At 54.3% G+C, this 20107-nt stretch carries 21 protein-coding genes; 1 reads left to right on the top strand and 20 read right to left on the bottom strand.

What is annotated here, in order from left to right:
• Window positions 1–135 precede the first annotated feature (135 nt).
• The 5 genes from ruvX to gatC form a co-directional block, all read right to left on the bottom strand.
• Window positions 136–558, bottom strand: a complete 423-nt coding sequence (ruvX, locus tag ACI3UA_RS10060) for a Holliday junction resolvase RuvX (protein ID WP_439724681.1) — start codon at window positions 556–558, stop codon at window positions 136–138.
• A complete protein-coding gene (locus ACI3UA_RS10055; RefSeq protein ID WP_439724680.1) occupies window positions 558–806 on the bottom strand; it encodes an IreB family regulatory phosphoprotein in 249 nt (82 codons plus the stop codon). The genes ruvX and ACI3UA_RS10055 overlap by 1 nt, the downstream gene beginning before the upstream one ends.
• 143 nt (window positions 807–949) lie before the next feature.
• Window positions 950–2389: an Asp-tRNA(Asn)/Glu-tRNA(Gln) amidotransferase subunit GatB gene (gene gatB, locus ACI3UA_RS10050; protein WP_439724679.1), complete on the bottom strand. Its 1440-nt coding sequence runs from the start codon at window positions 2387–2389 to the stop codon at window positions 950–952.
• 2 nt (window positions 2390–2391) lie between these two features.
• Entirely contained in the window at window positions 2392–3861 is a 1470-nt protein-coding gene (gatA, locus tag ACI3UA_RS10045; RefSeq protein WP_439724678.1) for an Asp-tRNA(Asn)/Glu-tRNA(Gln) amidotransferase subunit GatA, read from the bottom strand.
• A 15-nt stretch (window positions 3862–3876) separates the two neighbouring features.
• Entirely contained in the window at window positions 3877–4167 is a 291-nt protein-coding gene (gene gatC, locus ACI3UA_RS10040) for an Asp-tRNA(Asn)/Glu-tRNA(Gln) amidotransferase subunit GatC (RefSeq protein ID WP_439724677.1), read from the bottom strand.
• A 156-nt stretch (window positions 4168–4323) separates the two neighbouring features.
• Here gatC and ACI3UA_RS10035 point away from each other — a divergent pair, with 156 nt between their 5' ends.
• Window positions 4324–5571 (top strand): tRNA(Met) cytidine acetate ligase, encoded by a 1248-nt coding sequence (locus tag ACI3UA_RS10035; RefSeq protein ID WP_439724676.1) that lies wholly within the window; start codon window positions 4324–4326, stop codon window positions 5569–5571.
• On the opposite strand, the gene ACI3UA_RS10030 is transcribed toward ACI3UA_RS10035, so the two are convergent.
• From ACI3UA_RS10030 to ACI3UA_RS09960, 15 genes are all read right to left on the bottom strand, one after another.
• Window positions 5564–6256, bottom strand: coding sequence for a DUF1847 domain-containing protein (locus ACI3UA_RS10030; RefSeq protein WP_439724675.1), 693 nt, complete (start codon window positions 6254–6256; stop codon window positions 5564–5566). The two genes, ACI3UA_RS10035 and ACI3UA_RS10030, sit on opposite strands and share 8 nt — an antisense overlap.
• A gap of 70 nt (window positions 6257–6326) precedes the next feature.
• A complete protein-coding gene (locus tag ACI3UA_RS10025) occupies window positions 6327–7097 on the bottom strand; it encodes an ABC transporter ATP-binding protein (protein ID WP_439724674.1) in 771 nt (256 codons plus the stop codon).
• A 20-nt stretch (window positions 7098–7117) separates the two neighbouring features.
• Complete coding sequence (locus ACI3UA_RS10020) at window positions 7118–8047, bottom strand: ABC transporter permease (protein WP_439724673.1); 930 nt, start codon at window positions 8045–8047, stop codon at window positions 7118–7120.
• Window positions 8031–9080, bottom strand: a complete 1050-nt coding sequence (locus ACI3UA_RS10015; RefSeq protein WP_439724672.1) for an ABC transporter substrate-binding protein — start codon at window positions 9078–9080, stop codon at window positions 8031–8033. The genes ACI3UA_RS10020 and ACI3UA_RS10015 overlap by 17 nt, the downstream gene beginning before the upstream one ends.
• Window positions 9081–9203: 123 nt before the next feature.
• Window positions 9204–10304, bottom strand: coding sequence for a uroporphyrinogen decarboxylase family protein (locus ACI3UA_RS10010; protein WP_439724671.1), 1101 nt, complete (start codon window positions 10302–10304; stop codon window positions 9204–9206).
• A gap of 74 nt (window positions 10305–10378) precedes the next feature.
• Window positions 10379–12316, bottom strand: a complete 1938-nt coding sequence (locus ACI3UA_RS10005) for an ASKHA domain-containing protein (protein WP_439724670.1) — start codon at window positions 12314–12316, stop codon at window positions 10379–10381.
• A gap of 13 nt (window positions 12317–12329) precedes the next feature.
• Window positions 12330–13352, bottom strand: coding sequence for a uroporphyrinogen decarboxylase family protein (locus ACI3UA_RS10000; protein WP_439724669.1), 1023 nt, complete (start codon window positions 13350–13352; stop codon window positions 12330–12332).
• Window positions 13353–13355: 3 nt separating this feature from the next.
• Entirely contained in the window at window positions 13356–14054 is a 699-nt protein-coding gene (locus tag ACI3UA_RS09995) for a corrinoid protein (protein ID WP_439724668.1), read from the bottom strand.
• 236 nt (window positions 14055–14290) lie between these two features.
• Window positions 14291–15160 carry a uroporphyrinogen decarboxylase family protein gene (locus tag ACI3UA_RS09990; protein WP_439724667.1) on the bottom strand — a complete coding sequence of 290 codons (870 nt, stop codon included), beginning with the start codon at window positions 15158–15160 and terminating at the stop codon, window positions 14291–14293.
• A complete protein-coding gene (locus ACI3UA_RS09985; protein ID WP_439724666.1) occupies window positions 15157–15510 on the bottom strand; it encodes a DUF2292 domain-containing protein in 354 nt (117 codons plus the stop codon). The genes ACI3UA_RS09990 and ACI3UA_RS09985 overlap by 4 nt, the downstream gene beginning before the upstream one ends.
• A gap of 209 nt (window positions 15511–15719) precedes the next feature.
• Window positions 15720–17426, bottom strand: a complete 1707-nt coding sequence (locus tag ACI3UA_RS09980) for a methyl-accepting chemotaxis protein (RefSeq protein WP_439724665.1) — start codon at window positions 17424–17426, stop codon at window positions 15720–15722.
• A gap of 22 nt (window positions 17427–17448) precedes the next feature.
• Window positions 17449–18396: a sugar ABC transporter substrate-binding protein gene (locus ACI3UA_RS09975; protein WP_439724664.1), complete on the bottom strand. Its 948-nt coding sequence runs from the start codon at window positions 18394–18396 to the stop codon at window positions 17449–17451.
• A 270-nt stretch (window positions 18397–18666) separates the two neighbouring features.
• A complete protein-coding gene (gene rpsI, locus ACI3UA_RS09970; RefSeq protein ID WP_154405528.1) occupies window positions 18667–19059 on the bottom strand; it encodes a 30S ribosomal protein S9 in 393 nt (130 codons plus the stop codon).
• Window positions 19060–19085: 26 nt separating this feature from the next.
• Window positions 19086–19526, bottom strand: coding sequence for a 50S ribosomal protein L13 (gene rplM / locus ACI3UA_RS09965; protein ID WP_300089203.1), 441 nt, complete (start codon window positions 19524–19526; stop codon window positions 19086–19088).
• Between the two features lie 239 nt (window positions 19527–19765).
• On the bottom strand, window positions 19766–20107 hold a 342-nt coding region (locus tag ACI3UA_RS09960; RefSeq protein WP_439724663.1), incomplete at its 5' end, for a response regulator.

Genomic DNA, 20107 nt, shown 5'->3' with positions numbered 1-20107 from the left:
AGTCTGACAAATCTTTAACCCCTATTATACTATTACTACATACTTTCGTCAAAAAGTACCCGAAAAAAAGACCCCCGCCGGAAAAGCCCCGGCAGGGGGTCCAGTCCAACCCAAACATGGGTTAAGCTTATTTTCTTACAGCTGGGGATGGCTGTCCAGCCAGCCCTGCAGGATAAACACCGCTGCCATCTTGTCCACAACCTTTTTCCGCTTTTTGCGGCTCACATCAGCCTCCAGCAGGGAACGGGTTGCGGCCACCGTGGAAAGGCGCTCATCCTGAAAGACGATTTCCGCCTCCGGCTCCACCTTGCGGATTTCCTCGCAGAACTCCTTCACAAATTCACAGCGCGGCCCCTCGGTGCCGTTCATGTTCCGCGGATAGCCGGAAACCAGCAGCTTGGTCTCATACTGCGCCATCAGCTCCTGCAGCCGTGCCAGATCCGCCTCCATAGTAGTGCGGCGGATGGTTTCCACCCCCTGGGCCGTCATGCCCAGCAGGTCACTGACTGCCACGCCGATGGTTCTGTCACCAATATCAAGTCCCAATGCTCTTTTCATCAGTGCTTCTCCAGATAGGAGCGGATAAGCTCCTCAAGAATTTCATCCCGCTCAAGGCTGCGGATTTTCTTTCTCGCATCCTCAAAGCTGGTGACATAGGTAGGATCTCCGCTCAGGAGATAGCCTACCAGCTGATTGATAGGGTTGTACCCCTTCTTCTCCATGGATGAACACGTACTGCGAATAATGTTCTCAGCCTTGTTCTCCTCGGCCCCGAAACGGAACATCATAGTTTCTTCACTAACCACAACAATCCCACCTTTCTAACCTGAATATACTACCTTAATATGCTAACACAAAACGCTGAAAATAAAAAGCAAATTGCTCATGTATACAACAAAAAGAATACATTTTCGCAGGGACAGCCCCTGCACGAGCGGTTCGGCCCGAATCAGCCCAGCTTCTGTGCCAGAAGCTCATTGACCATCTGCGGATTTGCCTTGCCCTTGGACTGCTTCATAACCTGTCCCACCAGGGAGCCGATTGCCTTCTTCTTGCCGCCCTTGTATTCCTCAACGGCCTTCGGATTGTCGGCAATAACCTTGTCTACGATGGCCTCGATGGCCTTGGTATCGGTAATCTGCACCAGCCCCTTGTCCTTGACAATCTTCTCAGGGCTGTCAGGGCTCTTCCACATTTCCTCAAATACCTTCTTGGCAATCTTGGAGGAAATGGTTCCCTTGCTGATAAGGCCAATCATTTCGCCCAGACGCTTGGCATCCACCGGCGAAGCCTCGATGCCGATGCCCTCCGCGTTGAGGTTCTTGGACAAATCACCCATAATCCAGTTGGCGGCCAGCTTGGCATCCGCCCCGGCAGCCACCACATCATCAAAATACTCCGCCATCTGACGGGAGCTGGTGATGATGCCTGCATCGTAGCCGGACAGGCCGTACTCGGACTCAAGGCGCGCCTGACGGGCATCCGGCAGCTCCGGCAGTTCCTTCCTGTAGGCCTCGATTTCCTCATCGGAGGTAATGATAGGCACCAGGTCAGGCTCCGGCATATAGCGGTAGTCATGGGCGTTTTCCTTGCTGCGCATGGACAGGGTAATGCCCCGGTCAGGATCCCAGGTGCGGGTTTCCTGAATGACATGGCCGCCGTCCTCCAGCACTTCCTCCTGACGCTCAATCTCGTATTCCAGTGCTTCCTCCACAGCCTTGAAGGAGTTGATGTTCTTCATCTCGGTGCGGGTGCCCAGCACATCGGAGCCCTTCGGGCGGATGGAAACATTCAGGTCAGCACGGAGATTGCCTTCCTCCATCTTGCAGTTGGAAACATCAATGTACTGCAAAATGGACTTAACCTTTTCCATGTAGAGACGGGCTTCCTCCGGAGTGGACATGTCCGGCTCGGAAACAATCTCAATCAGAGGCACGCCGGTACGGTTGTAATCCACGTTGGATGTATCGGAATCCTTGATGGTATTGCCGGAATGCACCAGCTTGCCGGCATCCTCCTCCATGTGAATGCGGGTGATGCGGATGCGCTTCTTGCCCTTGGAGGTCTCAATGTCCACATAGCCATGCTCGCAGATTGGCAGATCATACTGGGAGGTCTGCCAGTTCTTCGGCAAATCAGGATAATAATAATTCTTGCGGTCAAACTTGGAGAAATTGTTAATCTTGCAGTTCAGGGCAAGACCTGCCTTGATGGCAAATTCCAGCACGCGCTTGTTCAGCACGGGCAGCACGCCCGGCAGTCCCAGGCAGACAGGGCATACATGGGTATTATGCTCAGCGCCGAAGGAGGTTGCACAGCCGCAGAAAATCTTGGTATTGGTCTTTAATTCACTGTGTATTTCCAGTCCGATGACTGCTTCGTAGCTCATGCTTATTTACCTCCCAACTGCGCCCTGTCCTGATGGTAGGACTGGCTCTGCTCATAAGTATAGGCAACGCGGATTAACGTTTCCTCGTCCAGTGCCTTGCCGATAATCTGCATGCCGATTGGCATACCGTCCTTGTTGTAGCCGCAAGGAACAGAAATGCCTGGCAGGCCTGCCAGATTCAGCGGCACGGTGCAGGCATCCTGCAGGTACATCTCCAGCGGATTGTCAATCTTCTCGCCAATCTTGTAAGCGACGGAAGGAGCGGCAGGACAGATGATCACATCCACATCCTTGAATGCCCTGTCGTAGTCCTCCTTCACCAGACGGCGCACCTTCAGGGCCTTCAGGTAATAAGCATCATAATAGCCCGCACTCAGGGCATAGTTGCCAATCATGATGCGGCGCTTTACTTCCTCGCCCAGATACTGGCTTCTGGTCCTGGTCATCATCTCCACCAGGTCCGCTGCATCCTCGGCGCGCTCGCCATAGCTTACGCCGTCATAGCGGGCCAGGTTGGTGGCGGCCTCCGCAGGAGCAATCAGGTAATAAGTGGAAATAGCATAATCGGTGTTTGGCAGGGAAATCTCCACCACCTCGGCACCGAGAGCCTCCAGCTGCTTGACAGCAGCCTTGACAGCCCCCTCTACCTCCGGATCCATGCCCTTCACGAAATATTCCTTCGGCAAGCCGATTTTCAGTCCCTTGACATCCTGTACAAGGGATTTGGTATAATCAGGCACTTCCTTGTCAATGCTGGTAGAATCCATCTCATCCTTGCCGGCGATAATATTCAGGATATTGGCGCAGTCAGTCACATCCTTGGTGATAGGCCCGATCTGGTCCAGAGAGGACGCATAGGCCACCAGCCCGTAGCGAGAAACGCGGCCATAGGTCGGCTTCATGCCCACCACGCCGCAGAAGGAGGCCGGCTGGCGGATGGAACCGCCTGTATCGGAGCCCAATGCCCACACGGCAGTACCGGCAGCCACGGCAGCAGCACTGCCGCCGGAGGAACCGCCCGGCACGCAGTCGGTATTCCACGGATTGCGGGTAGGATGGAAGGCGGAATTCTCGGTGGAACCGCCCATGGCAAACTCATCCAGATTGGTCTTGCCCAGCACAACAGGGCTCTGGGCGTTCAGCTTCTGCACAACGGTGGCGTCATAAGGCGGCACGAATTTCTGCAAAATCTTGGAGGCACAGGTTGTCTTTACCCCCTTGGTGCAGATATTGTCCTTGATTGCTCCCGGAATACCTTCCAGAAAAGCAATTTTTTCGCCCCTGGCGATTTTTTCATCCACGGCCTTTGCCCGGGCAACAGCCTCATCACGGGTAACGGTCAGGTAAGCCTGCACATCACCCTCCACCTCGTCAATACGGGCCAGCACAGCCTCCGTAAGCTCCAGCGAGGTTATTTCTTTATTTACCAGCATGTCATGGAGGACATGGGCAGGTTGTTCAAACAATTTCACAGTCAAGCCTCCTAATCAATCTTCCAAAACCTTTGGCACACGGAAATAGCCATCATCCTTCAAAGGAGCATTTGACAAAGCCAGCTCCCTGGACAAAGACTCCTTCACCACATCCTCGCGGAACACGTTGCTGACAGGCAGTACGTGGGCGATAGGCTGGATATCATCAGTAGGAACAGCGCTGAGATTGTCAACATACTCCAGAAAATCATTGAGCTGCTGGGTATACTGCTCTTCCTTGTCAGCAGGAATTGCCAGACGGGACAAAACTGCTACGTTTTCCATATCCTTCTTGGTAACTTTCATTTTCTCACCATCCAAATTTGAATCTGATTACAAAAATACCATAATATTATACACCATATATAATATTTTTTCTACTCAAATCTATGCTATAATGTTTTTGCGTGCTTTCTGCTGCACGTCTGCGGCAGAAACAATATCCTTTGGGCGGTGATAACGATGGCAACAGGCATCATAGCGGAGTACAATCCTTTTCATAACGGGCACAGGCATCAGATAAACTGCATAAAAAAACTGCGCGACGACGGCATCGTGGCATGCATGAGCGGCAGCATTACCCAGCGGGGGGAATTTGCCCTGCTGAACAAGTGGCAGCGGGCGAAGGCCGCCGTGGCAAACGGTGTCAATCTGGTAATCGAGCTGCCGATGGTCTTTGCCTGCCGCAGTGCACAGGATTTTGCCGGGGGCGGCGTCAGTCTGCTGGCCGGTCTGGGCATTGTGGACACCCTCGCCTTTGGCACGGAATATCCCTGCCTGGAAAAGCTGCAGGCGGCGGCTGATTTCCGGCCGGAGAACTATCCCGACCATCTGCAGGCAAAGCTGAAACAGGGACTTTCCTACGGCGCGGCAATCAGCCAGCTGACCGCTGAAAAAACCGGCCTGGCCGGTGAAATGCTCATGGAGCCGAACACCATCCTCGCCATCGAGTACCTCCGCGCCCTGAAAAAAGCCGGCGGCATCACGCCCCTGCCCCTTCTCCGCACAGGGGCAGGCCACAATGACGCCTCCGTTGCAGGGACATTTGCCAGCGGCACCGCCATAAGGGAGCTTGTCACGAAGGGCCGCTTTCGCCAGCTCATGCAGGCCGTGCCTGACGCTACCCTGACAGAAATAGAAAACACCACCATGTATCCCAGCACAAAAAAACAGCTTCCACTCATTATCTGGAAGCTGCTCACCACGGACGCCGATGCCATAGCGGCCATCCACGGTGTCGGCGAAGGCATGGAATACAAGCTGAAAGAAGCTGCCTGCACCCATGCCTGTGCCACCTCCTGCAGTTCACTCGTGCAGGAGCTTGCCACACGCCGCTACCCTGCCACGAGAATCCAGCGTATCCTCATGCACCTGCTGCTGGGAAATACCGGGGAAACAGTGGCTGAAATGACAGCCGCCGCTCCCATGTACGCAAGGGTACTGGCCTTTGATGACACAGGCCGCCGCATGCTAAAGAACATCCGCCGGAAAACCAATCTGCCGGTTATAACAAAGATAACGGACTACCTCAACCGCCGCGATATGCAGCACCCGGACAGGCTGAACCCCCTGCAGAAAATGCTGTACATGGACATAGCTGCCGCCAATCTCAGGGAGCTTTGCCTTGCCCCCCTGCCCTGTCATCCGCTTGGCGGACAGCCCGTGCATCTGCAGGCCGACTTTACCACATCACCTGTCTATGTCAGGTAGGCGCATCCGCCTCGTCCTTCCAGACCGGCTCCGCCTGAAACAGCTTGGCATAATAGAACTTGCTCAGGTAGAGAGGCGCCGCCGGATTGTGCCCCGTCACCCTGTCCTTGGTAATCAGGGTGGTGACAGGAGCCTTGGAATACTTCATGAACAGGGAATCGTGGCCGACGCACAGCCCTACCACTACGTTCAGGTCTGTCTTTTCCTTGGCCAGCAGCTTGGCCTGCAGAATCGGATTGCACATGGATTCGTGACAGCCGGGCGCCACCTTCAGCTCTTCCGGAATCCCGATTTCGGTCTTGTCCCGGGAGCCGACCTTGCACAGCACCCCATAGGTTTCAAAGCCGTGGTGCTTCAACAGCCTGGCAAAAACCTTTGCCTCATCGATAAGCCCCACACAGGTGGCGATACCGATTTTTCTGGCGCCGATTCTTCTGGCGAACTCAATAATCTCCTCCACCCTGGTCAGCCTGCCATAGAACGTTCCCTCAATGACTGCCGCCGTCTTGGCCAGCTTGGAAACCAGCTCATCGTTCCTATACAGCTCAAGAATCTTTTCCAGCTCCTTGTCCTTCACCTTTTTGGTAGTCAGGCACAGACCCGGCAAATCTTTATCCCGCTTATAACAGCTTTGCACGCCGCACTCCGTACAGCTGAAACTGCATCCTTTCTTTTCATCGGCCATTACTGCTCTCTCCTTCCGAACACACCGCGAATATATTCACTGCACACTGCCGATATATTCACCATTATATTTAAATAAAATACTCAATATCCTTCTTGTGTACCAGGTCAAAAACCTGCAGTATCTTTTCCTTGTACAGATAAAAATCATCACTGGTCCTGTCCTGCACCAGCCGCCTGTCAATGTCAATCACCGTATGAATCCGGCCGGGATTGGCATCCATGATGACGACCCTGTCTCCCAGATAAATGGACTCATCAATATCGTGGGTTACAAACACGATTCCCAGCCTGCGTGATGAGCATATCTCCAGCAGAAGATCCTGCAGCTCCATCCGCGTAAAATTATCCAGCGCCCCGAAGGGCTCATCCATAAAGAGAATTTCCGGTTCCAGCGCCAATCCCCTGGCAATGGCCGTCCTCTGGCACATGCCGCCGGACAGCTCGTGGATATAGGAATTCTCATAGCCCTCCAGATGCATCAGCCGCAGGTATTCCCTGGCTCTGTCCAGACATTCCTGCCTGCTGTACTTCTTCTGCACCTCCATGCCGAAGGTGACATTTTCCAGCACGGTTTTCCAGGGAAAAAGCGCATAATGCTGAAACACAAAGGCACACTCCGGCTGCGGCTCCTCCACAAGCCTGCCATGCTGATAGATGCCGCCCGTATCAGGCTGTTCCAGCCCTGACATCAGCCGGAGCAGGGTGCTTTTGCCACAGCCGGAAGGCCCCAGCAGGCACACAAATTCCTCCGGGCCGACATTCAGTGACACATCGGACAGGATGATGTTCTGCCTGCCATCCTTCACATAGTGCTTGCCCACATTTTTTACTTTCAACAAAGGGTATCACCTCTTTTCCGTCACCTTTCGCTCTTCTCCTGCCATCTGAGCAGATAGCCCTGCACGCGTTCAAACAGCCACATGACGGCTGTAACCACTATCCCGATAAAGATAATGCCCACGATCACCCTGCCATAATCGCCAAAATCCGAGTAGTATTTCACATACCAGCCGATACCGGAGGTAGCGCCTATCATCTCGGCCGAGGTCAGGAGGATAAAGGAAAAAATCAGTCCCACGCTGCAGCCGGTCAATACCTGGGGCATGATGCCCGGCAGGATGATCCTGAACAGCATCTGGTGCTGTCTGACGTGCAGCATTCTGGCCGCATCAATCATCTTTTTGTCAAACTGCACTGTCCCGTTGAGGGTGCTGACAAAAATCGGCCAGAAAGCACCGATAAAGATAACCAGAATGGATGCCAGCCTGAAGGTTGGCAGCAGGGCGATAGCATAAGGTATATAGACAATCGGCGGTACAGCGCTCATGACCTTGGAAATGGGATGCACGGCGTTGTACAGCCGCCTCTGCCACCCTACCAGCAGCCCTGCCGGAATAGCCGCGGCCAATGCCAGAAAATAGGCACTGCCCAGAATCAGCAGGGAGCTGCCCAGGCCGCTGAATATCTCGCCGATGTTGGCGGCAAAAAGCTCCAGTATTTCCTCCGGATAGGGAAAGAGAAAGGCATCCAGCACACCCAGCCTGACCGTCAGCAGCTGCCACAGCAGGATAATGCCAAAGACGATGGCTGTAATGTCCCGTATCTGGACGATATTGCCTGCCCTCAATATGCCTGCACCTACGGAGTGAAGCTCCAGAAGGGCAATCAGCAAAAGCAGGTACAGCTCATTTATCCCGCCCCCTGCCGGCGCTGGCGAAAGAATCACCAGTGCCAGCAGCAGGAACAGGGCATTGGACAAATTAAGCTGCTCCTTAATTGTTCTCCGCAAATTCACTCTTCAGCTGCTGGAGGATTTTGTCTTCCGGCTCAGCCTTCAGCAGGGAATCCAGCGCTTTTTCATAGATGGAAGTATTGATATGCTCCTGAACATTTACTTCCTTTTCGATGTAGCCTGCATCACGCATGGACTGATAGAAGCCCTCTACGGCCTTGCTGGCTGGATCCGGATTGGATTCAACAAACTTGCCGTAGGTCTCCGCCTCCAGCACATCCTTGTCGATATTTACATACTTGGACAAAATCTCTATGGATTCTGCGTGATTTTCCTTGTAGAAGCGGTACGCCTTGATTAAGGCCCTCATAAATGCCTCGTACTTGTCAGGATTTTTCTCCAATGCCTTGCTGTTGGCAATCTGGCGGCAGCATGGATGATTCTCAAAGCCTGCCACCTCCGGGCTGTATTTCACTACCTGCAATCCCTGCTTTTCGGCCATCTTCCTGAACGGCGTCCACACTACAGCCGCATCTGCCGCTCCGTTCTTGACTGCCTCCATGGCGGCAGATGCAGACTCCATTTCGTTGAACTCCACGTCCTGACCGATGGCCAATCCCTGCTGCCTGGCTGCTGCCCGGAACACGATATCGCCACTGCTCAGGCGGATGGTAGCAACCTTCCTGCCCCGCAGGTAATCCTCACCGGCGAAATCCGCCGCCTTATCCGCCTTGGCTACCAGGGCATGTCCCTGGGACATCTGGCCGCCGAAAATCGTAATCGGGCTTCCCTTGGACATGAATACCAGCGGTGCGGAGCTGCCAAAGGCACCGGCATCCAGCTTTCCATTGGCCACGGCTGTAATGCCCTCGCCGGAATTGTTGAACAGCACCATTTCCGTATTCAGCCCTTCCTCGGCAAAGTAGCCCTTTTCCTGCGCAATAAAATACAGAATGTGGCCCGTGGAGGCCAGATACCCCAGCTTGAAATCCTGCTTTTCCTGAGCGGCTTTCTCCGTAGTGCCGCAGGCTGCGGCGGTCAGCGCCATAGCCAGGGTCAATATAACAGCCAATATCTTCCTGATTTTCATTGGCTCACTTCCTTTCCTGTACAAAAAACAAATGAAAATTTATGTCATAAAATTGCGTTATATGCTGTAAGGCAATCTGCAGGCAGGCAATCACCTGACATCTGCAGATTATATAAGTCCATATCAGTCCGGTATGTCTGATGGTGCGTGAATGGCAAAAGGATTGCCGATGCGGCGCACCGTGTTCAGCATTTCATGGATGTTGGCAAATGGCGTTTCCGTCGGCAGGCTGCAGCCGGAAGCCACAATGAAGCCCTTCGGTGCATCGTACATCCTGCGCACCACCTCCGTAACAGCTTCGTGCACATCCTCCGTCGTTCCCTCCAGCATAGTTTCCGACGGGCGGATATTGCCCATCAGCATCACCCTGTCACCGACCAGTGTCTTGGCCTTGGCGATATCGGCGTCATTGTCTATGCTCAGGCAGTCAGCTCCCGCCTCTACCATATCCGCCCAGATGCCGTCCGTCTTGCCGCAGATATGCAGGGTCACCTTCTTGCCCTTGCCGTGAATGTGGTCTATCAGCTTTTTCAGATACGGCAGGGAAAATTCCCGGAACAGCCGCGGGCTGATGACCGTGCTGGAAGACATGGCATCCGTCAGGCTGGGAGTTACGCCGGCCGCTATGACCGCATCCACGTAGCGCAGGTTGCTCTCCAGCGACACCTGGCACAGCTTATGCACGGCCTCCGGATTTTTCAGGGTCAGCCGCACCAGATTTTCCGCGCCAATCAGGAAGGAGGCGTTGGTGAAAGGGCCTGTTACGGCACCGCCCACCGGTACCTCCCTGCCCACGGCATTTACCACGATTTCCATGGCCTTGAGATGCTCCGGCAGGTTGCCGTCCTTGTACGGATCCGCCGGTTCCAGCTCATCTATCTCCTGCAGGTTGGAAAACTTTCTGTCCAGCTCGACGGCCGGGATTCCCAGATAGGCAGTTTCATCCTCCGGGTATACCACATTGGCACCCATTGCCTCCGCCTGCGTGTACAAATCCGTAAAGACACGGATATTGTCATAGTGAAACAGCTTGTACGCCTCAATGTGCGCCTTTGCAATCAGCTCACCGTTGCCGCGGAAATCGGACACCTTTACGCCGATAACCCTTGCCGCCGTGTTGCCCACAATAGGCACGCAGGGCAGCCTGTCTATATCCTCGCCCCTGGCGTATGCCGCCATACGCTCTATGGCCGTCATCTGATCCTTTAATGCTTCAGTTGCCATAGCCACATCATCTACCTTTCATCACTACATACATCTATATCAGCAAGCACTTATATTGCTGTTCTTTACCTTCATCAGCCGCTGTCCCTCTGCCCGGCATGAGGAAATTTATGCCGGGCGTGAGGCAGGGCTATGGCATCCATGAACCTCTGCTGGAAATCCGGCTCCACCGCGGTTTCCACGAATTCCACCTGCCTGGCCAGACGTGCCGCCTCGGCGCGCTTCTCTATGTTCAGCAGGGCTATTCTGGCGCCGTCACCGGCTGCATTGCCCACGGCGTGCACATGCTCAAGGTCACAGTCAGGGAACATGCCCATGGCCAGTGCACTCTTCTTATCAATATAACTGCCGAAGGCGCCTGCCAGAATCACCTCGTCCACATGATCTGTGCCATATTTCTCCATCAGGTACTCGGCCCCTACGTACAGCGCCGCCTTGGCCAGCTGTATGGCGCGGATATCCGCCTGGGTTATGACGATATCCTTGCCGATATCTGTTTCAGCGGCAAAGGCCAGCACGTATTCCAGCTTGCCCTTTTCATCCCTGCGTATGCGCCCGGAGGACAGCTTGCCGTTTATCCTGCCTGTCCTGCCCACAATTCCTGCGATAAACAGGGCGGCAAACACATCTATGATGCCGGAGCCGCAGATTCCCTTTGCCCCTGTATGCTCCGCATCAGGATACCACACATCACTGCCGATGACCTTGTACCTCGGCTCCAGCGTATCCGGGTCGATGCGAACCTTTTCTATGGCGCCGGGAGCCGCCCGCATGCCAAACTTTATCTGGGCGCCTTCCAGGGCAGGCCCCGTGGCGCAGGAGGTACAGAGAAGCCTGTCCCTGTTGCCCAGGTCAATCTCCCCATTGGTACCGATATCTATAATCAGCTTGATTTTATCTGATTTATGCGGCTCCTCCGCCAGCAATACGGCAACGTTGTCAGCTCCCACGAAGCCTGCCTCAATCGGCAGGGAGTGCACCCAGCCGCCCGGATTCATCCTGATGCCCAGATCCCTGGCCTTGATATCCAGCGAATCAGCAGCTGCCGGGGCAAAAGGCGACCGGCCCACATAGCCGGGATAGAGCTTCAGGGCAAGATGGTGCATGGCCGTGTTGTAGACCAGTACCAGCTCATCCACTTCCTGCACGCCGATGCCCTGACGCTCTGCCAGCTCCGCCAGCAGTTCATTGATATCATTGATGATGATGCCGTGCAGCTTTTCCAGCCCGTCCTGATTGCCTGCGGCATAGGAGATTCTGGAAAGCACATCCTCGCCGTAGCCTATCTGTGAATTCATGCGGGAGGCCTTCTGCAGTACCTCCCCTGTCCGCAGGTCGCAAAGATAGGCGGCCAGCGTGGTGGTACCGATATCGATGGCCACACCGGCGCTCTCCGGCCTGTGTCCTCCCTGCACGCTGATAATCTCTCCCTTATCCGGCCTGACGGTAACCGTCACCTGCCAGTCATTCTGGCGCAGGACACGGGGCAGCACGGTCAATGCCGTATAATCCAGCTGCAGTCCCTTCAGCCCGTGCTGCTGCTCCACGGCCTCCAGCAATCTGGCGCTATCTGACCTTGCGTCGGACAGGGTGGCAGGCGAAAGCTCCACATAGAGCTTTTTCACTGCCGGCTTAATCTCAAAGCTGCGCCCCTTGCCTTCCTCCAGCACTACCTGTCTGGCACTCTGGCTGGCCTTCGGCACCGATACTACCACATCCCCCTGAATCGGTGCACAGCAGGCCAGTCGGAAGCCTCTTGCCTGCTCCTCGTCGCTGAGGATTCTCTTCTCAACTGCCGTCAGGGGGCCGAGGCTGTCATGGGAGGATTCCAGCGCCAGCTTTTCAAAGGAGCCGAACTCCGGAACCACCTTGCATTTGCCGCAGACCATGCCGCCGCCACAGGCCGCCTCTATACCAACTCCCAGCTCCTGAGCCGCCTGCAGGATGCTCTTTCCCGCTTCGATTAAGCCCCTGCGTCCGGATGGCTGGAATACCACTTGAAATTTTTTCATCAGCACTGCTCCTTTATACGGCCTTCACCGTGCCGGTAAAGGCCTGAATGTTTTCCAGCGGCGTCGATGTGCTGAGCCCGCAGGCCGGGGCCAGAATATCCACCGTGCCTGCCAGAAGCTGCTCCGTGCCGCGCTGCACGCTCTCCGGATTGCTGAATTCCAGCATGTAGGTGCTCAGGTTGCCCATGGAGGTAATGCCGCCGCATTCCTCTTTCAGCTTGTTGAGGTTTACCAGCGCATCTACGCTGATGGCATCTGCATGAAGCCCGGCCACATGGGAGGTCACAGCCTGCATCCTGCCGCAGATATGGACAATCACCGGCACCCCCAGCTCATGTACGGCGTCCGTCAGCTTGTTGATGTACGGCACTGCATACTCGCCGAACATCTTCGGCCCCAGAATCTCGCCGGTGGCAGTGGGGTCGGCAATGGAGATAACCTTCGCTCCGTTGTCCGCCATATACCTGGCATAGTCTATCAGCTGGTCTGTCACATAGCTCACAAATTTGTGGGCCAGCTCCTTTTCCTTGCGAAGCTCCTTGAGAAAGCGCATCGGATCCACAACGGAAGCCGCCGTACTCAGCGGCCCCGTAATACTGCCGATGACAGGAATATCCGGCTGGCTTTTGGAAAGCTGGCTGATGGCGCTGAACACCGTCTCTGCCCGCCTGCTTTTCACGATTGCGCCCGCAGGCCTGTACTCAACGCTGGTCACAGAGGGAAAAACCTCCCTGGCAATCTTCGGCTCGCACTGCAGGCTGCCCATATTAACCTCACTGCCCAGGGCCTCGGCCTCCACCGTCATGCAGAAGGGGATGCCGAAATTTTCAAAGCCCGTATCAGCCTGCACATCCTCTGCCAGCGCCGCCATAATCCTTGCATCGGCATGTCCCGCCGGCAGCAGGTGTCCGTGCCTGTCCATCACATCTACGATGGCTGAGTTCATCATGCCGCCGGGACATACCACCGGCGCCCTGTCCACAGCCTTTTTCTGCAGGACGCGGCTGATTCTTTCCAAAGGTGATAAAACATCCATACACTACGCTCCTATCTTGGCGCTGCCCTCCAGCAGCTCACCTGCCACACGCACCGCCTCAGCCGCGTTTTTCGCATAGCCGTCAGCGCCTATCTTTCTGGCAAAAGCCGGGGAAATCGGCGCACCGCCCACCATGACCTTGTACTGGTCGCGGATTCCCTGCTCAGCAAGGATATCCACAACCTCCTGCATGCCCGGCATGGTAGTGGTCATCAGGGTGGCGATGCCGATAATATCGGCCTGATGTGCCTTGGCCTGGGCCACAAACTCTTCCGGAGCGATATCGCGCCCCAGGTCGATGACCTCAAAGCCTCCCGTTTCCAGCATGAGCCCTACCAGATTCTTGCCGATGTCGTGGGTATCACCCGCCACAACGCCGATGACAACCTTGCCCTTCCGGCGGCCGTCCTCCGATTTCAGGTGAGGCTTCAGCACATCAATCCCCACGTTCATAGCGTCGGAACACATCAGAAGCTCCGGTACAAAATACTCTTCCTCCTCAAAGAGCTGTCCTGCCCGTTCCATGCCCCTGGCCAGTCCCCTGTCGATGGTTTCATAGGCGTCAATTTCCTCCGCCAGCGACTGGTTGGCCAGTTCCTCCACTGCATCCTCATCCATATCTACTACTGCATCAGCAATGCGCTCCAGCAGTTCATCCTTCCTTACATCAATATTTGCTTCATTTTTTGCATCAATAGCCATGCCGTTTCCTCCCTTTGTATAGCCTTGCTCATTTTGCGGCTCATTAATCATTTTTGCTTTTTTCAACAGAAAAAGGCCATGCTTTTCCACCTGTAGCGGAAAAACACAGCCTTCGATTTTTTCGATCAGCTATGATAGATAACAACCTCACGATTTTCTGTTTTTATAAAACATCTTTAACATATATGTCTTACTATGTCAGTAAGTATACGTTAATTTTGCCTTCCTGTCAAGCATTATTTTAAAATTTTTAGCAGGGATATTTTACCTGACTTTATATATGCGGCAGAGCGGAGCATACAGCCGTTGACCACTATCCTGCTGCCGTCCTCCAGCGGCACAGCGGACAGAACCGCCTCGCCGTAGGTCGTATCCGCCACCTCCTGCTGAATGATTTCCGTCCCGGGCCTGTCCCGCAGAAGCCACATGGAGCGGGTACATATATGGACGGGTATGCCGCCGCTGCTTGCGGCCACAGCCTGAACCGCCTGCAGAACGGCAGGCGCGCAGATACGCTCATAGACCGCCGGTGACAGCATGCCCGGTGACAGAAAGGAATCACTGTAGGAAATCATGGCTGCACCGCAGGCCGCGGCCCTGCCGGCGTACTCAGCCAGCTGCCCGGTGATGATGCGGCAGGCCTCTTCCAGAAGTCCGGGGGATTTCCGGAAGGATTTCAGCAGTTCCCTGGGTGGCAGAAGCAGGCCCAGCACGGAAAAAGGCCCCTGCAGATTGAGCACGGCCTTCCTGCCCCTGCCGGCGAGAATGTGGATTGCCGACAGCACATCAGCCACCGGCCCGCTTTCCAGCTGCCAGCCTGCAAGGCGCTCCAGCAGCTCCCCCGGATTGGAAGCAATGCTCTCCCCCGGCAGCAGTGAATTGTCAAGGCCGCTTATGGACACGGCCACCCCCCACTGCTGTGCCTCCACAGTGCTGGCAAAGGGCAGATGGCAGACTATATCGCCATTTTCCTTCTGCACCGCCTCGGCCACGCGGGCCATGCAGTGAGGCTCGCTGTAGGCTTCCTCGACACTGATGCCCAGCTCCCCCAGCAATGCGGAGCTGATGGGCTTTTCCTTTTTGCCGGGACACAGATACGCGCTCATATTCCTTCTCCATAGAGGCCGGTAAATCTCTGCTGTTCCGTCTTTTCCAGCTGAATGACGCCCCCGGCCTGAATGATAATGTTCAGCCTGCCATAGGCCAGCTTGGCGAACTCCTTGTTGATGACATCCTCCAGCCGCCGGCCCTCCTGCCCCGCCGGGGCAACCGCCACCCTGCCCCTGCCCGCTGTCGGGCCTGCCTGCACAGGCACACCGTCCTTCAGGCGTATTTTCTCAAATCGCTCCACCTGTACCAGCTTCCTGTCCTGTGCCACCAGCGTCAGCTGACCAAAATTAATCTGCTTGATTTCCTGCAGGATATAATTCATGCTCTCCCTGCTGATATCTGACATAATATCACCTCATTGCCCCACATTTCATTTCTAAATCATATCTTATATATATGTATTATATAGTTTATATACAATGTATCTTACTAGAAAAATACATCATTGTCAATCAAAAGAAAAAATAAAAGCTGCCATCCCGCAACGGAATGACAGCTTCATATAACTTCACACAAGACAGGCGATGCCTGCAAGGTGATTCTTGAATCCGAACCTTAAATTTTAAACTTGGACAGCTGATTCTTCAGGTTGTCTGCGCCCTCCTTGGACACATTGACCTTGTTGAGAATCTCATTGGCCTTCTCAGCCACATTGACTACCTGCTGTGCCACGGTGTTGTTGCCGATGGCTCCCTCCTGGGTGGCCTTGGCAATCTCCTCCATGCTGTTGTTCATGGTCTGGATGGACTGGGCAAAATCCTGAGCGGATACATTGCTCTGGCTGGCAAAGCCGTGGAAATACTCGGCATCCTCACGATACTGCTCCGCCGTCTTGTTAATCTTGTCATAGTCCTTATGCACGTTCTCTTCCATGAATTTCAGCAGGCCGTGGGCGCTGACGGACAGATTCTGCACCGCATCGGTCACGCGGACAGTCAGGTTCTTGATTTCTTCTGCCGTGTCATGTGACTGCTCGGCCAGCTTCCTTACCTCGTCAGCAACTACCGCAAAGCCCCTGCCATGCTCACCGGCACGGGCGGCCTCGATAGCCGCGTTCAGGGCCAGCAGGTTGGTCTGGTCGGCAATATCGCTGATAGCCTGGGTCAGCTCCGTAATGTTGTTGGCTACCTTGGCGGACTCAATAGCCTGCTCCAGCGAGGTCTTGGTTCCTGCATAAATGCGCTCCGCCTCGCGCTGTGCCTGCTGAACATCCTCCTTCAGTGCCTTTGCCCTGTCGGAAATAGTGGTGGAATAATCCGCACTGTCACTGGCTTCCTTGGCATTGGCCTCCACCTGCTCCTTGATGCGGTCACTCAGGCTCTGGATGTTGGAGGTAGAAGCCGCCGTTTCCTCCATGCTGGCTGCCATTTCCTCCGTTACCGCCGACATATCCTGAGCGCTGCCGTTCATGGCGCCTACCAGCTCGTATACCTCGGCCGCCATCTCGGCGCTGTTGTCAGCCTCCTGACGCACAGCTCCCAGCACTTCCCGCAGGGATTCCTGCATCCTGTGCAGGGCCTGCACCATGACGCCCACCTCATCCTGACGCTGCAGCATGGCGGCATCAATATTCTGGGTCAGGTCGCCATCGGCAACGGCATTGAGCTGCTCAACCGAGGCCTGCAGAGGATTGGCAATGCCCCTGGAAATAATGACTGCCGCCGCAATGCCTACCACCAGGCCGAAAATAATGATGACGGCAAACGCCATCAGGGCAAAATTGTACGCCTCATCACTGGCCTGGAACAGCACCTTGCCCTGCAGTACATTCTCCGGCGTCAATGCCCCCAGCTCCGAGGAAATCGCATCAATCTGGCTCAAGGTCTGATAAAGGACAACCTTGTCCTCCGGAGCGGTTCCCAGCTTTTTGGCCGCCTCAACCTTTGGCGCCACATCGTTCAGGCTGGCTTCCAAATCAGCAATAATCTTCTGGGCCTTCTCACCCTTGCTGATGGCCTTTACCTCCTGCACATCGCCCTGAATGCCCTTCAGCTTGTCAGAAATATCTCCCAGCAGCACATTGCGCGGCTCTATGGCCAGATTCTGCTGCAGGACATAGGATATGTCATCGTTAATCAGCAAAAGCTGACTGTCAGCGTGGGTCAGGTACTGGGTAGCCATGAGGTTAGACCCGTACATTTCATCCACTGCCTGCTTGGATTCGGTATTTGAATAAAGGCCGGCTGCTGCTACCAGACAGGTAATTATGAGCATGATGACAGCCAATGCCAGTATTTTTATTTTTACACTGATATTTTCCATACAAAACTCCATTCTGCCTTAATTACTTGTATTTAGCTACATTAGCCTTGGTAACCTCGATCATAGGAACCAGCTTTTCTCCCGGCTCCGGTGCATTGCCTTTGCGGATTTCCTTAATCAGCTCATAGATGGTATCCGCAATTCCCTTGGCATCCTGCTTGACAGTCAGGGTCATCTCCCCTGCCTCGATGGAAGCCAGTGCATCCTCGCCGGCATCTACGCCGCAGAAAATCATGCCCGGCTGATAACGGCCGGCGGCCTTCATGGCCTGCAAGGCACCCAGTGCCATGTTATCGTTGCCGGAAGCCACGCCGTCAATCTGCGGGAACATCTGCATCCACAGCGTCATATTCTTGACGCCGTTGGCATAGGTCCAGTCACCGGTGCTGCTCTTTGCCAGAAGCTGTACATCCGGACGCTTGTCCAGAAGTGCCTCCTTGAAGCCTTCCCAGCGCAGCCGGCCTGCAGAAATAGACATCTCGCCGCTCAGGTATACCACCTTGGCATTCTGAGGCAGATGAGCCGCCATATAGGCTCCCTGCAGCTGCCCTGCCTGCTTTTCATCATTGATAACATTAGTAAAGATACCGCCATTGACATCGCGGTTGGTAGCAATCACCGGCACGCCCGCCTTATTTGCCTTTTCCACCGCCGGAATGATGGAATCGCCGCTCATGGCCAGAAGCACGATGACTGACGGCTTTTCATCCACCATCTGATTTACCTGATCCAGCTGCAGGTTGGCATTGTCACCGGCATTCTGGGCATCAAACTGGATGCCATCTGCCGCTGCCCTGGCCTGAATGCCGTCATGCAGCTCCTTCGGCACGCCTGACAGAGCGCTGTGGGCTGCCCAGGAAATCTTGCCATCAGGGTATGACACCTTGCCGCTGGCATTATCGCCGCAGCCGCCAACAAGCAGTGCCAGCAACGCCAAAGACATCAGCATTAACTTGTTTAAATTTCTCACCAACATCAACTCCTCTAGTTAGTATACACCGATTCCCGGCTGACCCCATTACCGGAAACCTTAGAAAGCCTTCCTTCCCTTTATTTCATCTGTACTATTCTACATTCCGTGTTCAAAATCCTCTTTTTTGCCATGAAAATTTGTAATATTTTTTCAAAACTTTTCCTCATCTTTGCTTTTCCAGCCGTCAGCCTTCGCCGCGCCATAAAACAGCACACAAAAAGTCCCTGCAGGACAAACCTGCAGGGACATACAAGCAATAATATGAAATTAACGCTTGGAGAACTGGGAAGCCTTACGGGCCTTCTTCAAGCCGTACTTGCGGCGTTCCTTCTCACGAGGATCACGGGTTACGAAGCCAGCCTTCTTCAGAGCCGGACGCAGCTCGCCATCCAGAACCATCAGAGCGCGGGTGATGCCATGACGGATTGCGCCAGCCTGGCCGGAGGCGCCGCCACCCTTTACGTCTGCGATTACATCGTACTTATCAACAGTTTCGGTCAGCTCCAGAGGCTGCCTAACGATCAGCTCAAGAGTCTTGAGGCCGAAATACTCATCCATTGCGCGGCCATTGATGGTCACCTTGCCTTCACCTGGAACCAGACGAACTCTAGCAACGGAAGACTTTCTGCGGCCGGTACCGTAGTAGCTAACTAATGCCATTTTTTATGTTCCTCCTTACCAAGTAATCAGCGAATGTTCAGCTTGAGCTCTTCCGGCTGCTGTGCAGCATGCGGATGCTCGGAGCCTGCGTATACATTCAGCTTTCTATACATCTGCTCACCAAGACGGTTCTTTGGCAGCATGCCGCGTACAGCATGCTCAATAACGCGGGTTGGGAACTTCTCCATCATCTGGCCGGCAGGAGTAAAGGTGGTGCCACCATTGTAACCGGAATGACGGAAATAAGTCTTGTCAATCAACTTCTTACCAGTGAATACAGCCTTCTCTGCGTTGATTACGATAACGAAATCACCGGTATCAACATGCGGAGTAAAGGTTGGTTTATGTTTACCGCGAAGAACTTTTGCTACTTCAGCGGCCAATCTACCTACAGTCTGACCTTCAGCGTCTACAACATACCACTTACGCTCTACATTCTGAGCGTTAGCCATAAACGTTGTCTTCATGCGATATATCCCTCCCTAGATTAATTAATAAAAATTTCTGGAATCGCAAGCTGTGTCATTGCCTCCGGGGCTAATGGAAGCGGCTGTACACGGCTCACTTGAACTATTCTAGTGGAAATTGTCCAAGTTGTCAAGGAGATTTTGCAAATTTGCCAAAAATAAACGGCAGTGCCGAACCATCCCTCAAGGAACGGTACGGCACTGCCGCAGTTCAGTTTGCAGCTATAAAGCCCCGGCAATCAATTCTCATCATTTGACTTCCTGATGCCGAAAATCAGCTCATCCATCAGGCCGATAAGCTGGTTAATCTCCGGCTTGGAAATCTGTCCGTTTGCCCCCAGGGACTCGCCCTTCCTGCGCATCTCCTCGCTGATGAGGGAAGAGAACAGAATAAACGGAATCTGGTTGAAGCGCGGGTCGCTCCTTACCAGCTTCAGCAGGCGATGGCCGTCCATCTGCGGCATCTCAATATCGGAGATAATCACCCGCACCTGGTCCTCAATCGGCAGGTCGGCGGACAGATTGTTGGACAGATAGTTCCAGGCATCCTGACCGTTGTTGAAATCACGGACAAAGCGATA

This window comes from Anaerovibrio sp. (assembly GCF_051866355.1).
Taxonomy (GTDB): Bacteria; Bacillota; Negativicutes; order Selenomonadales; family Selenomonadaceae; genus Anaerovibrio.
This window is presented reverse-complemented; position numbering and strand designations above follow the sequence as displayed.